The organism is Nonomuraea sp. NPDC049378, assembly GCF_055586745.1.
Window position 1 is genome coordinate 389,143 of record NZ_JBVJHP010000003.1, and the last position, 13,760, is coordinate 402,902.

Annotated in this window: 13 protein-coding genes; 6 read left to right on the forward strand and 7 right to left on the reverse strand. The window is 70.5% G+C overall.

Annotation, left to right across the window (positions count from 1 at the left end; translation table 11 throughout):
• The first annotated feature begins 78 nt into the window (after nucleotides 1-78).
• The gene (locus ACZ6SA_RS09480; RefSeq protein ID WP_465827393.1) at nucleotides 79-1,134 is read left to right on the forward strand and encodes a TolB-like translocation protein; all 1,056 of its coding nucleotides are present in this window, start codon (nucleotides 79-81) and stop codon (nucleotides 1,132-1,134) included.
• Nucleotides 1,135-1,207: 73 nt separating this feature from the next.
• Nucleotides 1,208-1,513: a hypothetical protein gene (locus tag ACZ6SA_RS09485; RefSeq protein ID WP_465827395.1), complete on the forward strand. Its 306-nt coding sequence runs from the start codon at nucleotides 1,208-1,210 to the stop codon at nucleotides 1,511-1,513.
• 2 nt (nucleotides 1,514-1,515) lie between these two features.
• On the opposite strand, the gene ACZ6SA_RS09490 is transcribed toward ACZ6SA_RS09485, so the two are convergent.
• Entirely contained in the window at nucleotides 1,516-2,751 is a 1,236-nt protein-coding gene (locus ACZ6SA_RS09490) for a serine hydrolase domain-containing protein (protein WP_347646537.1), read from the reverse strand.
• A gap of 249 nt (nucleotides 2,752-3,000) precedes the next feature.
• Complete coding sequence (locus ACZ6SA_RS09495) at nucleotides 3,001-3,477, reverse strand: hypothetical protein (protein WP_465827397.1); 477 nt, start codon at nucleotides 3,475-3,477, stop codon at nucleotides 3,001-3,003.
• Between the two features lie 135 nt (nucleotides 3,478-3,612).
• On the opposite strand from ACZ6SA_RS09495, the gene ACZ6SA_RS09500 reads away from it, so the two are divergent.
• The gene (locus ACZ6SA_RS09500; protein ID WP_465827398.1) at nucleotides 3,613-3,990 is read left to right on the forward strand and encodes a hypothetical protein; all 378 of its coding nucleotides are present in this window, start codon (nucleotides 3,613-3,615) and stop codon (nucleotides 3,988-3,990) included.
• A 374-nt stretch (nucleotides 3,991-4,364) separates the two neighbouring features.
• Here ACZ6SA_RS09500 and guaA read toward each other — a convergent pair whose 3' ends face one another.
• Nucleotides 4,365-5,954, reverse strand: a complete 1,590-nt coding sequence (guaA, locus tag ACZ6SA_RS09505) for a glutamine-hydrolyzing GMP synthase (protein WP_465827439.1) — start codon at nucleotides 5,952-5,954, stop codon at nucleotides 4,365-4,367.
• 54 nt (nucleotides 5,955-6,008) lie between these two features.
• On the opposite strand from guaA, the gene ACZ6SA_RS09510 reads away from it, so the two are divergent.
• Complete coding sequence (locus ACZ6SA_RS09510; RefSeq protein ID WP_347646533.1) at nucleotides 6,009-6,947, forward strand: DUF2207 domain-containing protein; 939 nt, start codon at nucleotides 6,009-6,011, stop codon at nucleotides 6,945-6,947.
• On the opposite strand, the gene ACZ6SA_RS09515 is transcribed toward ACZ6SA_RS09510, so the two are convergent.
• Entirely contained in the window at nucleotides 6,938-7,759 is an 822-nt protein-coding gene (locus ACZ6SA_RS09515; protein ID WP_347646532.1) for an SDR family NAD(P)-dependent oxidoreductase, read from the reverse strand. The two genes, ACZ6SA_RS09510 and ACZ6SA_RS09515, sit on opposite strands and share 10 nt — an antisense overlap.
• Nucleotides 7,760-7,811: 52 nt before the next feature.
• Nucleotides 7,812-9,305 (reverse strand): DUF885 family protein, encoded by a 1,494-nt coding sequence (locus ACZ6SA_RS09520; protein ID WP_465827399.1) that lies wholly within the window; start codon nucleotides 9,303-9,305, stop codon nucleotides 7,812-7,814.
• A 78-nt stretch (nucleotides 9,306-9,383) separates the two neighbouring features.
• On the opposite strand from ACZ6SA_RS09520, the gene ACZ6SA_RS09525 reads away from it, so the two are divergent.
• Nucleotides 9,384-10,124, forward strand: coding sequence for an N-acetyltransferase (locus tag ACZ6SA_RS09525; protein WP_347646530.1), 741 nt, complete (start codon nucleotides 9,384-9,386; stop codon nucleotides 10,122-10,124).
• 7 nt (nucleotides 10,125-10,131) lie between these two features.
• Here ACZ6SA_RS09525 and ACZ6SA_RS09530 read toward each other — a convergent pair whose 3' ends face one another.
• Nucleotides 10,132-10,869 (reverse strand): MBL fold metallo-hydrolase, encoded by a 738-nt coding sequence (locus ACZ6SA_RS09530; RefSeq protein ID WP_347646529.1) that lies wholly within the window; start codon nucleotides 10,867-10,869, stop codon nucleotides 10,132-10,134.
• A gap of 5 nt (nucleotides 10,870-10,874) precedes the next feature.
• Nucleotides 10,875-11,468: a TetR/AcrR family transcriptional regulator gene (locus ACZ6SA_RS09535; RefSeq protein WP_347646528.1), complete on the reverse strand. Its 594-nt coding sequence runs from the start codon at nucleotides 11,466-11,468 to the stop codon at nucleotides 10,875-10,877.
• Between the two features lie 129 nt (nucleotides 11,469-11,597).
• On the opposite strand from ACZ6SA_RS09535, the gene ACZ6SA_RS09540 reads away from it, so the two are divergent.
• Nucleotides 11,598-13,739, forward strand: coding sequence for a protein kinase domain-containing protein (locus tag ACZ6SA_RS09540; RefSeq protein ID WP_465827402.1), 2,142 nt, complete (start codon nucleotides 11,598-11,600; stop codon nucleotides 13,737-13,739).
• Nucleotides 13,740-13,760 lie beyond the last annotated feature (21 nt).

Sequence of the window (13,760 nt, forward strand, 5' to 3'; positions counted from 1 at the left end):
CCCGTAGCGCTGCCTCGCGGACGGCAGCGAACCAAACCCCTGGACAACCTGTCTGATGAAGAGAGCGAGGAGGTTCGCATGCCCATCAGACCCGTTGCCACCACGTTCATGGCCCTGGCACTGACCATGGCCGCCGTCCAGCCGGCGAGCGCGCAGGGGACGAGCACGCCCACCGTTCACGTCCGGTCCATCGCGTCGAAACCGTGGATCAAGCTCGCGGGCACCTCGGGCAGGCTCAACGACGAGCGGGGAGCGGTCCGCCTGGCCTCGTACTCCCTGATCTTCGACGCCGGCCAGGGCTACTACGGCTACCTGCGCGAGGGCGACAGGTTCGTCAGGACGCCGTACCGCGAGGCGCTGGTAGCGCCCGGGCAGCGGTGGGTGGCCGGGATTCCGGACCACCGGCTGTGGCTGCCCATGAAGAAGATCGACCTGATCGATCGTCAGAGCCGCCGGACACACACCATTTCCCTGCCCGCGCCGGTGACGTCGCCCGAGTGGTCGCCGGACGGCCGCACGCTCCTGCTCACGGCGTACGACAAGCACCGCGACGGAAGCCTGACCATCATCGGCTTCATCACTCTGAACGTGGCCGACCGCGTTCCCCGTCTGGTCAGGGCAGGACCCCGCCACACCGTCTCCGACTGGTCCATCGGACGTGCCTTCCGCTTCTACTTCGCCGGCAGGTCCGGCCGGGTGCTGGCCACGCACAACGACGCGGACCCCTCGTCGGCCAGGAGCCGCATCGCCGTCTACGACCTGCGCGGGAAGCTGCGCAGGTTCTACTCAGGCGTCGGCGCCTTCGACGAGTGGTCCGCCGTGACGGTCTCCTCGCCCTCGGGGAGGTTGTTCGCCACAGTGGTCCGCAAGGACGGCGACAGGGTTCAGATCGGCATCGTGGAGGCTTCGACCGGGAAGATCCTCCACCGGATCGGCAAGGACGTCCGCGCCTTCGCCGGCTGGTACGACGACGAGCACATCATCGTGAAGCGGGTGCACGGCCTCACGCAACTCTTCCAACGCGTCCACCTCTCCGGACGCGCCGGCCTCGACCTGATCAAGGAGAGGCTCGTCGTCGGCCCCGCCGACTACGAGCCGCACCTGGAGCGGGTCAACTTCGTGCGCCCGAGCTAGCCGCTCCAGCGCGCATCCGGGTCCGGCGTCACGCCATACGGGCGCTATATCGCGCCCCTCTATGCTCACGGCAATGAAGCGCAACGGGACCCTCTTCATCGTCATCGGCGCGGCACTGACCCTGGTCGGCACGCTGATCCACGTCTTCCCCCCGCACCAGACGGTGGTCACCGTGATTCTCGGGCTGGGCGAGAAGCACGTTTGCACGGTGACCGACGTCGACAAGGAGACCCGCCGCACGCGTAGCGGGCGGAGCACCACGTACGTGCACACGGTCCGCTGCCCGGACGCCCGCGTGCACGAAGTCAGTACAGGCGTGGGAGAGCGGCACAGCCGCCCCGCCGCTAGCCGGTCCGTCACCGGCGACGCGGCTGCCTGAACCTACTTCTTGGCGCACAGGGCGGTGTCGGCGGCCTTGATGACGCTCATCGCGGCGGGTTCGGTGGCGGGGAGAGTCGTGACGGCGACGGTGGCGGCCCGGCCCTTGTCGGTGACGCCGCCGCGGGTCTCGTAGCCGTCGATGTCGCCGCCGTGCCCCCATGCCGTGCCGCAGCTCACCGGCATCTTCATCAGGCCGAGCCCGTACTCCCAGCCGGCCGGCATGCCGGGTGCCTTGACGGTCTTCTTCATGGCTTTGAGCTGAGCGGGCTTGAGCAGCTTGCCGTTCATCAGCGCGAGCCAGAAGCGGTTGAGGTCGCTGGGGGTCGCGATGAGCTGGCCGGCCGCGCCGCCCCATGACGGGTCCAGATGGGTGATGTCGATCAGCTTGCCGCCGGGCTTCCTGGAGGCGTAGCCCTTGGGGTGACGCTCGCGGATCGTCTTGACGCGCTTGGCCGGCCAGTAGGTGTCGCGCAGGCCGATGCGCTTGATGACCCGGTCGGTGATCGCGTCGCCGACGGGCTTGCCGTCGATCTTCTCGATGAGCAGGCCGAGCACGATGTAGCCGGTGTTGCTGTACTCCCACTTCTTGCCCGGCCTGAACGACGCCTTGTGGGCGAAGGCGGTCTTCAGCAGGTCCTTCGGGCTGCTGTACTTGTTGCGGACGTCCAGGATGTTGGGCATCCAGCGGGTGTAGTTGGGCAGGCCGCTGGTGTGCTGGAGCAGCTGCCGCACGGTGATCGTGCGGCCGTCGCCGGACTTGCCGCGCAGCAGCTTCGGCAGGTAGGTCTCGATCGGCTCGTCCAGCTCGACCTTGCCCTCGCCGACCAGCTGGAGCACGGTGACGGCGGTGAAGGTCTTGGTGTTGCTGGCGATGCGCACCTGTCCGTCGACGGGCACCTCGGCCTTGGTCCTGAGGTCGCCGACGCCGGCGGTGTAGTAGCGGGTCCGGCCCTCGCGGTCCTGGACGGTGGCCAGCGCACCCGGGAACTTGTGCTTCTTGACCAGGGTGTCCAGCTGCTTCTGCAGGGCGTCGTTGCGGCGGTTGCGCTTGGCGTCCTTCACCTCGTCGCGCATCTCGTCCAGCTCGGCCTGCAACTCGTCGGCCGGGTTGTGCCGCGTGACCGTCGCCGCGGCGGGGGCGGCGGCCACGCTCATCGCGGTCAACGCCGTCAGCGCCGCCGCGGCCAGAACGCGCATGCGCCGGGGGGTCGAGGAGGAGGAAGTGAGACGCGACATGGGGAAAACGCTCCTGCATTCGGGGGTGGTGTCCGCTCCGGACACGAACAAGCATGTCGTCCGGACCCACCCTCGAACGATCCCGCGCGCTGGAGCTTGCCGGGTACAGCCAGCTGTACCCGGCAGGTCTTGGATCCCGCAGGTACGGGGGTCGCGTCGATCGAAAGCTTCCTATGGTCTGTCCTCCGACGGTCGTCGCGGTGGGTCACGTACAGCCTGCCGCACGTCTTCGACGCCTGGTGACCGCTCCTAATGCGTGATCTTGATGACGGCCTTCCTCCCCTTGACCGCCAGCACCTCGAAGCTGACGTCGTTGACGGTGCTGGGGCCTCCTTGGTCCGGTGTCTGCTCGGACATGGTGACCTGCATGCCGGACGCGGTGGAGGCGTGGAAGGTGACCGAGTCGTCCTCGACGGTGACGTTGATGGGCATCAAGCCCCATTTGTCGTCCAGCCTGATGGTGCGCCCGTCGGAGATGAGCACCTCGCACTTCGCGTCCCGGCACGCCCGGAGTTTCGTGCCGTTCCTGGCCTTCGGGAGCGCCGACGCCGTCGGGGTCGCTGACGGGGAGGGGGTGGAGGACGGGGGACTCGCCTCGGGAGCGGAAGGCGGCGGCGACGTCGCCGGCGTGGCCGTCCTCTCAGCCGGGGAACCGCAGCCGGTGAGCAGTCCGGCTACGGTCACCGCGCTCACCAGCGCCATCCGCCTGGTCGGTACGCCTGGCATCTCTGCTCCCTCGCTCGCGCGACGACATCAGGCACCAGTGTCGTACCGCGATGTCGGGACCCCTCCCGCCGGATGCCCGATATAAAGATCCCACCCCTGCGGCGATATGCCGTGAAACCGATGAAAGGTAAGACCATGCACAGGAAGGCCATCAGCGCCCTGACCCTTGCGTGCGCCATGGTCGTGACGCCCGCCGTGGCCGCCACCCCCGCCGCCGCCACGGCCAAGCCCAGCTATCGCGGCTGCTACGACGGGAAGTGCAAGTTCACGTTCTCGAAGAAGGTGAGCTTCCGCATCTCCGCGAAGCGTTACGGCTTCTCCAGGGTGTACGTCTCCAAGGAGTTCGTCGGCGGCATCTTCAACCAGGACATGGTCGTGGTACGGGCCCCCGGCTTGACGACTTCCCTGGGTGAAGGGGCTCGGGGCAACATGCAGAGCAACGGCAAGAACACCCTCTCCTTCCGCGTGCTGGCCATCACCAGCAAGGGCGCCACGATCCGCTTCACCGGGTGATTGACGGGTCCCCGACACAGACAGGTTCGGCCGGCACCAGCCCTGAGAGCACACAAGCGCCGGGGCTCAACGCCGTTCCACGCTTCTTTCCGACCGGCCACCCCGGTGCGCAGGCACATCGAAGCCGGCGCTGGACCCGGACGACACGCTGACCGGCGGTCTTCCCCTACCCGCGTCCCCTCCTGCCCCGTCTCTTCCGGGCGGCTCGGGGCAACGCTTCACCGCTCGGACGGTCAAGGGAGCGCCGTCGCGGCGGCCCGCCACGCGCGGGTCAGACGGCGTCTCCCTGGAGGCGCTCAGCCACGTGCGGCGGGCGGGTGACCTTGGCCGTGCCGTAAAGGATGGTCCCGCGGAACCGCCGCGGACGGAAAGCGTCACTCCCACTCGATCGTGCCGGGGGGCTTGCTGGTCACGTCGAGCACCACGCGGTTGACCTCGCGGACCTCGTTGGTGATCCGGGTCGAGATGCGGGACAGCACGTCGTAGGGCACCTTCGCCCAGTCGGCCGTCATGGCGTCCTCCGACGTCACCGGGCGCAGCACCACCGGATGGCCGTAGGTGCGCCCGTCGCCCTGCACCCCCACCGAGCGCACGTCGGCCAGCAGCACCACGGGGCACTGCCAGATCTGCCGGTCGAGGCCCGCCCTGGACAGCTCTTCGCGGGCGATCGCGTCGGCCTCGCGCAGCAGTTCGAGGCGCTCGCGCGTCACCTCTCCGACGATGCGGATGCCCAGGCCGGGGCCGGGGAACGGCTGGCGCCAGACCATGGCGGCGGGCAGCCCGAGCTCCTCGCCGGCCCGGCGGACCTCGTCCTTGAACAGCGCCCGCAGCGGCTCCACCAGAGTGAACCGCAGGTCGTCCGGCAGGCCGCCGACGTTGTGGTGGGACTTGATGTTGGCGGTGCCGGTGCCGCCGCCCGACTCGACCACGTCGGGGTAGAGCGTGCCCTGGACGAGGAACTCCACGGGCTTGTCGGCCATGATGGCGCGCTGTTCGTCCTCGAAGACGCGGATGAACTCGCGGCCGATGATCTTCCGCTTCTCCTCGGGGTCGGTGACGCCTTCCAGCGCCTTGATGAAGCGGTCGGCGGCGTCGACGACCCGCAGCTTGACGCCGGTGACGGCCACGAAGTCGCGCTCGACCTGCTCGGCCTCGCCCTTGCGCAGCAGGCCGTGGTCGACGAAGACGCAGGTCAGCCGGTCACCGATGGCGCGCTGCACGATGGCGGCGGCCACCGCCGAGTCGACGCCGCCCGACAGCGCGCAGATCGCGTGGCCGTCGCCGACCTGGCGGCGCACGGCCTCGACGGAGTCTTCGACGATGTTGAGCATGGTCCAGGACGGGCGGCAGCCGGCCGCCTCGAGGAAGTGCCTGAGCACCGCCTGCCCGTGCTCGGAGTGGAGCACCTCCGGGTGGAACTGCACTCCGTAGAGGCCCTTCTCGGGGTGCTCGAAGGCGGCGACCGGCGTCTGGCTCGTCGAGGCGGTCACCGTGAACCCCTCGGGGGCGCTGGCCACGCTGTCGCCGTGGGACATCCAGACCTTCTGGGCGCTCGGCAGGCCGGCGAAGATGACGCCCTCCTGGAGCACCTCGAGCGCGGTGCCGCCGTATTCGGCGACGCCCGTGCGGGCCACCTCGCCGCCCAGCGCCCGCGCCATGGCCTGGAAGCCGTAGCAGATGCCGAACGTGGGCACGCCCGTCGCGAACAGCCCGTGCGGCACGGGCGGCGCGCCGTCGGCGTAGACCGAGGAGGGGCCGCCGGACAGGATGATCGCCTTCGGATTCTTCGCCATCATCTCCTCGACGGGCATCGACGAGGGGACGATCTCGGAGTAGACGTGGCACTCGCGCACCCGCCTGGCGATGAGCTGCGCATATTGCGCGCCGAAGTCGACCACCAGAACCGTGTCGAATTCAGACACTGAAGACCCTCCAGAAGGCGGAACGCGGTGAGTACAGTCTATCGGCCTTGTGCATTACGCCTGGCCTGGCTCCCGCTCTCGTGCTAACACAGAACAATGGATCTTGTCTGGCCGGCGACGACCTGGGCTCTCTGGGTCGCCACCCTGGCCGCCGCCTTCAAGGTGTCCGGTCGCGACAGGACCCCGGAGCGGGAGCCGCGCCATCCGGCGCCCGCCCCCGTGGCGGAGCTCTTACGCGGCATGCGGGTGCAGGACGTGTTCCATTCGGCGCTGTTCGAGCTGGCCGGGCGCGGGTGGGCCGTCGTGGAGGGCGACCGGCTGTCGCTGACGCCACGGCGGGCGGAGCACCTCCGGCCGTACGAGCAGTGGGTGCTCGATCAGGTGAGCACCCGGATGGGCGGGGCTCCGCGGGCCCCGGTGATCGCGCTCATGCCCGACGGGCAGGTGCTCGACCGCGAGTTCCTCCCCCTGGTCCGGCAGTGCGCCATCGACCTCGGGCTGGCGCGGCGGCGCTGGTCGAGCATGATCGTTCCGGTGCTGCTGGCCTGCGGGCTGGTGGTCCCGTGGTTCGCCACCGTGTCCGCGGCCGGCCTGTCGTGGCCCGGGATGATCGCGACGATGGTGTCGTTCGTGGCCGGGCCCGGGCTGCTCCTGGCGGGCCGCGGGTTCCTGCTGACTCCCGCCGGACGCGAGGTCGCCGGGCCGGGGCACGTGGAGGCGAACCCGCAGCAGGAATGGATCTTCACGGGCAGCGGCTGGCGCGGCGTCGAGATCGTGCCGGCGGCCGCCGTCGCGCAGGGGCCCAAGCGGCAGGAGCTCAGCGGCCACGTCGTCAAGCGCTGGGTCGAGGTTCACACGGACGGCGAGAACACCTACCACATCGCGGTGCACGACGGCGGCTCGGAGACGGCCGTCGCGTTCCGGGTCAAGCAGGGCGTCTACCAGGACGTGCTGCCGGGCGACTCCGTACGCCTGCTGGTCAGGCCGCGCAGCGGCACGGTGGTACGGGTGCTGGCCCACGAACGTCAGTGGTGAACCGGCAGCCGCCCGCTGAGCAGCGTCTCGGTCTGCAGGCGTAACCGCGCGGCGTGTTCCTGGTCGGTCAGCAGCAGGAACCTCTCGTCACGGATGGCGTCCACCACCAGGCCGGCGACCTCGGACGGCTCCATGCCGCGCTCGACCGCCCTGCTCACCGCCTCCTGCGCGGCCGCCTCGTCCCGGCAGGGCATGGTGGCCAGGCTCGCAGGGCGCAGCCGCGCCGAGTCGGCGATGCGCGTCCTGACCGCGCCGGGACAGAGCGCGGTCACGCGCAGCTTGGAACCCGCATCGGCCAGGTCGTGGGCGAGCGCCTGGGAGGCGGCCAGCGCGGCGTGTTTGCCGACCGAGTAGCCGCCCGTCCCCGGCGTGGTGAACAGCCCGGCCGCGGACACCGTGTTGACGATGTGTCCCTCGGTGTCCTGCTCGATCATGCGCGGCACGAACTCGCGGATGCCGTGCAGCACGCCCCACAGATTCACCCCGAGCAGCCAGGCGAGGTCCTCCTCGCCGCGGGTCCACAGGTGGCCGCCCTGGAAGACGCCCGCGTTGTTGCACAACACGTGTACGGCCCGCAGCTCCCCGAAACACCGGTCGGCCAGGTGGCGTACGGAGGACGCGTCGGACACGTCGGTGATCTGCGTGAGCACCTCGGCGTCGCCCGCCTGCGCGGCCGTCTCGGCAAGCGCCCCGTGATCGACGTCGGCGAGCATCAGCGTCATGCCCTCGGCCGCGAACCTGAGGGCAAGCGCCCGCCCGATGCCGCTGCCCGCGCCCGTTATCACGGCGACCTTGCCGGAGAGCTCGCGCACGGACAGACCTCCTCAGCGACCGGCACTGCAGGGTGCTCCGGATCACCAGACGCTACAGGATGCCTCCGATCAAGCCCAGAGGCGGCGAACCGAGATCGAGCAGCGACTTGTGGAAGCGCTGCAGGGTGAAGCCGGCGCCCCACTCCTTGCGGGCCTGCGCGCGCAGGTCGCGGATGAGCAGCTTGCCCCACGTGTAGCGGCCGTACGTCGGGTCGAACGACGCGCGTTCCGCCTCCGCCGTCGCGGCGGGGCCGGCCAGGTGCGTGTCCGACGCGAACCGCCTGGCGCCCTCCTCGACCGTCATCTGGCCGGTGTGCACGCCGATCGCGCAGGCCAGCCGGGTGACGCGGATCAGCGCCTCCAGCCAGACGCCGATCTCGAAGCGGGGGTCGCCCGCCTCGAAGCCCTCCTCGACGCAGAGCTCCTCGGCGTAGTGGGCCCAGCCCTCGATGAACGCGGTCGACTGCAGCAGCCTGCGCACCTCCGACGGCGCCCGCCGCAGCGCCCTGGCGTGCGAGAAGTGCCCGGGGGCGACCTCGTGCACGTTGATCGCGGGCAGCGTGGTGCGGCTGAAGACCTCCAGCCACTCCTCCTGGTCCTGCCGTGGCCAGCTCGGGTCGGGCGGCGTGACGTGGTACCAGGACGGGCCCTCGGGCTCGCCGGGCGCGTTCCACGACATCATGGCCATCGCCCAGCGGCGCGACTCGGGTGCCGGCCCGACCAGGCACTCGCCGTCGTGGTAGGGCACGAGGTCCTTCTCGCGGGTGAACGCGATGGCCTTCTCCGTGCCGATCCTGGCCGCCTCGATCACGCCGTCGGCGTCGGGATGGTCCTTGACCAGCTCGCGTACGACGTCGAGCGGCGGGCGGCCCCGTTCCCCCAGCTTGGCGCAGGACTCGGCGAGCAGCGCCATGAGCCGGTCACGCTCGGCGTCGGCCCGCTCCGCCAGCCTGCCCAGGTCGACGGGGAGCCCTTCGGAAGTGCCCATGAGGCCGGCCAGGGCCTGGCCGCCGAGCGCCGCGTCGGGGTCGCCCTCGTCCGCCGCCCTCTCGATGTGGGCGACGAGCCTGCCGTGCGCCCGCAGCGCGACCTCGTCCGTGACCCCGGCGGCCAGGCCCCTGGCGGTGCTCGCCAGGGATTTCGCGACGGGGGCCGGGACCTGGTCGAGCGCGTCGAGCGCGTTGCTCACGGCCTCGGGCCAGAGCGCGAGGTGGGCCGCCTTGGCCGCGGCGCGGTCGCCGGCCGGGGCGTAGTCGCGGTCGTAGCACGCCAGGTCGAGGTTGGAGAGGTGGAGCAGCGGGTTCCTGCGGTGCAGGGCCAGCTCGCCGAGCTGGGTGCGCAGGCCCTCCTCGAACACCTCCAGGTGCCTGGCGTCGTGCGGGTCGGCGGGCGCGGCTCCCTCGCCGAGCCGGGCCAGTCCGGCGCGTACTCCGTCGGGTGACAGGTCCTGGATCCGGCCGTCGTACTCGTGCCTGCCGCCGCCCTCGCGCGCCTCGGGCACGATCAGGTCGGCGACGGCTCTCAACCTGGCGTCAAGTTCGGTCATGCCGCCGACGCTAGCGCACAACTTTTGCCCGGATTAATGGCGCGCGTCCCTGTGGACCGGGGTGCGAAACTGGACCGCATGGCCCTCCAGATCACGACGCTCGCGGAGCGTCCGGAGCTCGCGTCGGCGTTGTGGGACATGGACCATACATGGCAGGAGTTCATGCTCAACGACCCGATCGCCGACCTGTTCTACGCGGTCGCCACCACCACCTACGCCGACTACGTGCTCGTGGCCGACGACGACGCCGAACCCGGCCGGCTGGTGGCGCGGGCGTGCATGATCCCGTTCGTGGCGAAAGGGCCCGAGCTGCCCGACGACGGCTGGGACGCCGTGATCCGCTCGGGCCGGCTGGCCCGCGACCGCGGCACCAGGCCCGACGCCGTCTCCGCCCTGGAGATCACCGTGCGGCGCGACCTGCAGGGCACGGGGCTCTCCTCGACGATGGTGGCGGCGATGCGCCGCCACGCCGCCGACCGCGGCTTCCACGAGCTCGTCGCGCCGGTCAGGCCCAACCTCAAGCACCTCGAACCCCACACCCCCATGAGCGAGTACGCCTTCCGCACCCGCCCCGACGGCCTGCCCCATGACGCCTGGCTACGGGTGCACGTGCGGGCCGGCGGGAAGATCGTCAAGGTGGCGCCGCGCTCGATGGTGATCGCGGGCACGCTCGCGGAGTGGCGAGGGTGGACCGGCCTGCCGTTCGACCGTACGGGGCCCGTCGAGGTGCCGGGGGCGCTCAATCCCGTGCGCTGCGACGTGGAGCACGACCACGCCGTCTACGTGGAGCCGAACGTCTGGGTGAGGCACCCGCTGTAGCGCGAGGTCAGGCAAGGCGCGTACGCTCGCCGGGGGCGAGCAGGCGCAGCCGGTCGCCGAATCCCGCGAACGCCCGCTCCACCGTGTCCCTGCCCTGGGTGAAGTGCGCCCAGTGCTCGAAGTGCAGCGGCACCACATGCCCCGCCCCGAGGATCTCGGCGGCCGTGACCGCGTCGGCGCTGGACAGCGTCAGGTAGCCGTCCACCAGCGGTGTCCTGGCCCCGCCGGCGAACAGCACCGCGACGTCCACGGGGCCGGTCCGCCCGGCGATCTCGCGCACGACGTCGAGTGAGGCGTTGTCGCCGCTCACGTAGACGGTTTTTCCCTCGCCCTCGATCAGGAACCCGGTCACCTCGCCCACCAGGTGCTCGGTCCCGTCGGGCCCGTGCTGCGCCGGCACCCCGGTCACGCGCACGGCCCCGACCTCGACGGACGTCCAGTTGGGCAGCGCCCGCACTGGCGCGCCCAGTCGCTCGGCCGCCGACTCGGTGGAGAGCACCAGTGACGCGGACGCCAGATGAGACCGGCCGGAGCGGTCCAGGTTGTCGGGGTGCTGGTCGTGCGAGAGCAGCACGGCGTCGACGGGGCCGACCTCCTCGGCGGCGAAGGCGGGCCCCACGGTCTTGGCGAGCTTCCGATCGCCGATCGGGTAGTCGCCGGGCGGGTCGAACGTGGGATCGGTCAGCAGCCGCACCCCGCCGATCTCCAGGACCGCCGTCGGCCCTCCTGCGTATCGAATCTCCATGGCCGTCACCTGTCCACGTTCTGAGCCAGCCCTTCGATTATCCGCCACATGGACCGGTGGCAGAGCGCGCGGAAGTCGTCCTCGTCCATCCCCATGCGGCCGCTCAGGAACTGCTGCACCAGGCCCTGCGTGCACGACGAGACGGTCAGCGCGGTCTCGAGCACGTCGTCCTCGCGCAACACCCCCGTGCGCATGCCCTCTTCGGCGAGCTCCACGAGAACGGCGAACGGCGGCCCCTGCCCGTCGCGGAAGTCGTCGGGGAAGCGGCGCGCCCCCGTCCACGCGTCGAGGACCAGGAACTGGTACAGGTGCCGGTTGCCGAGCGCGAAGTCGAGGAAGTCGTCGAGCGCCGCCGAGATCCGCTCCAGGAGATCCCCCGAGGGGGATCGCCGCCGCCACTCCGCGGCCAGCTCGCTCGCGCTCCGGTTGGCGACGGCCCGCAGCAGCGCGTCCCGGTTGGGGTAGTGCCGGTAGATGGCCATGGCGGTGATGCCAGCGGCGTCGCCGACGCGCCGCATGCTGACCGCGGCGGCGCCCTCCTCGTGGAGGATGCGCTGCGCGACGGTCACGATGCGTTCGGCCGTGCCAGCACCCGTCACGTTTACAGCGTATGCGCAGGAGCGGGAAGGCGGCGCCCCGCCGGACGCCGGTGCCGGGAGGAAGAAGATTCGGTATCGCTACCGACTGGTAGTTTTTGCCGATGCATGGCATGGGGACACAATTCCCCCATGGCATCCATCGCTCCGCTACGACCCGGAGATCCGCCACGGCTGGGCGGCCTGGATCTCACCGGCAGGCTAGGCGAGGGCGGCCAGGGCGTCGTCTACCTCGCCAGCGACCCGTCGGGCACCCGCGTGGCCGTCAAGTGGATGCGTCCCGACCTGGCCGGCGACCAGGTGAGCATCGAGCGGTTCCTGCGCGAGGTCGAGGTGGCCCAGCAGGTAGCGCCGTTCTGCACCGCCGCCGTCCTCGGCACCGGCGTCGAGCAGGAGCGCCCCTACATCATCAGCGAGTTCATCGAAGGACCGTCGTTACACCAGGTCGTGATGGAGGAGGGGCCGCGCTCGGGCTCCGTCCTGCACCGGCTGGCCATCGGCACCGCCACCGCCCTGGCCGCCATCCACCAGGCCGGCATCGTGCACCGCGACTTCAAGCCCGCCAACGTGATCATCGGCGCCGACGGGCCCAGAGTGATCGACTTCGGCATCGCGAGGGCGCTGAACGCCACCGCGACGATCACCGGCACGATCGTGGGCACGCCCGCGTACATGGCGCCCGAGCAGATCATGGGCCACACCGCCGGGCCGGCCGCCGACATGTTCTCGTGGGCCAGCACGATGGTCTTCGCCGCCTCCGCCCGGGCTCCGTTCGGCAGCGACACGATGCCCGCGGTGATCAACCGCGTGCTCAACCAGCACCCCGACCTCGGCATGCTGGACGGCCAGCTGCGCGACGTGGTGGTCGCGTGCCTGGTCAAGGACCCCGCGCAACGGCCGACCGCGGAGCAGGTCATCATGCGGCTGCTGCAGCGCCCCGCGCCCAACGCCGGCATCCTCGCCGAGGCCGCCGCCGAGGCCGCGCCCCAGCCGCCCTTCGCCCATCACCGAGGACAACCCTCCGGGCCGCACTCAGCGCCGCACTCCGGGCCGCCTTTCGGGCACGGCCCCGTCGCGCCGCCCGGACCACACGCCGCCACGGTGCCGCCCCCGCACCCTCCCGGGCCCTGGTCACCGGCGTGGCAGGAGCAGATCGCCACGCGACCTCAGCGCAGGAAGAGGACCGCGCTGATCGTCGGCGTCACGGTGGCGGTCGCCCTGCTGCTGCTCGCCGGCGTGGTCGTGACCATCCAGGTCAACCAGGCCTCGCTCGCCGAGCCGTCCCGCACCAGGACCCCCGGGCCGTCGCGGACCACCGCGACGCGCGACCCGTCGCCGGGCACCACGCGGGTCGCCGTGCCGCCCACCGGCACGAAGACGCGACTTCCCGGCGGCGAGATCCACCTGTACGAGAACCGCGCCGACGCGATCTTCCTGACCTCCTACGAGGTCAAGGACGAGAAGAAGGACGACTGGATCGACTACGCCAGGAACTCCCTGCACGGCTCGTTCACGAAGTACGCCGGCAACTGGGAGTCGATGGTCTCGCCCGACGGCCGCCACCTCGCGCACCGGGGCAGGAGCTACAGCTCCGACGACTTCGACTTCATCGTCATCACCGACCGCGACTCCGGCGAGCGTTCCACGATCAAGACCGTGAAGGACCCCCTGATCAGTACCATCAGGGCCTGGTCGAAGGACGGCGAGCGCATCCTGCTGAACACCGAGAAGAAGAACGGCGACGACTGGCTCCACCTGGGCTTCACCATCATCGACGTGGCCACGAAGAAGACCACCACCATCGACGTGGCCGACACCTCGATCCGCGAGACCGCCTTCGGCTTCGACGGCGCCGACGAGGGCACGGTCAACGTCTACGGAGACGAGAAGAACCAGGGCCTGCGCTTCTTCGACTCCGAGGGCAAGGCCACCCGCTCGTTCCCCGGCATCGGCACGATGTCGGCCGGCACGCAGGACATCTTCTCGCCCTCGGGCCGCGCGTTCGTCACCGACTGCCCCAACGGCGGTGGCGGGGACCACTGCATCTGGGACTCGGAGTCGGGCGAGCGCCTGCGCAAGTTCTCCTCCGACTGCGACAAGGTGCTCGGCTTCTACGACGAGAAGCACCTCTACTGCTGGGAGCAGGACAACGCCGCCAACGACGAGGTCCAGGTGATCGACTTCAGCGGGAAACTGCTGCGCAAGCTGCTGGAAGTGCCCGACGACATCAACTTCAGCCCGGCGTTCACCATCAATCCGGACAGAGTCTCCTGAACCATCCTGCCCGCACAACCG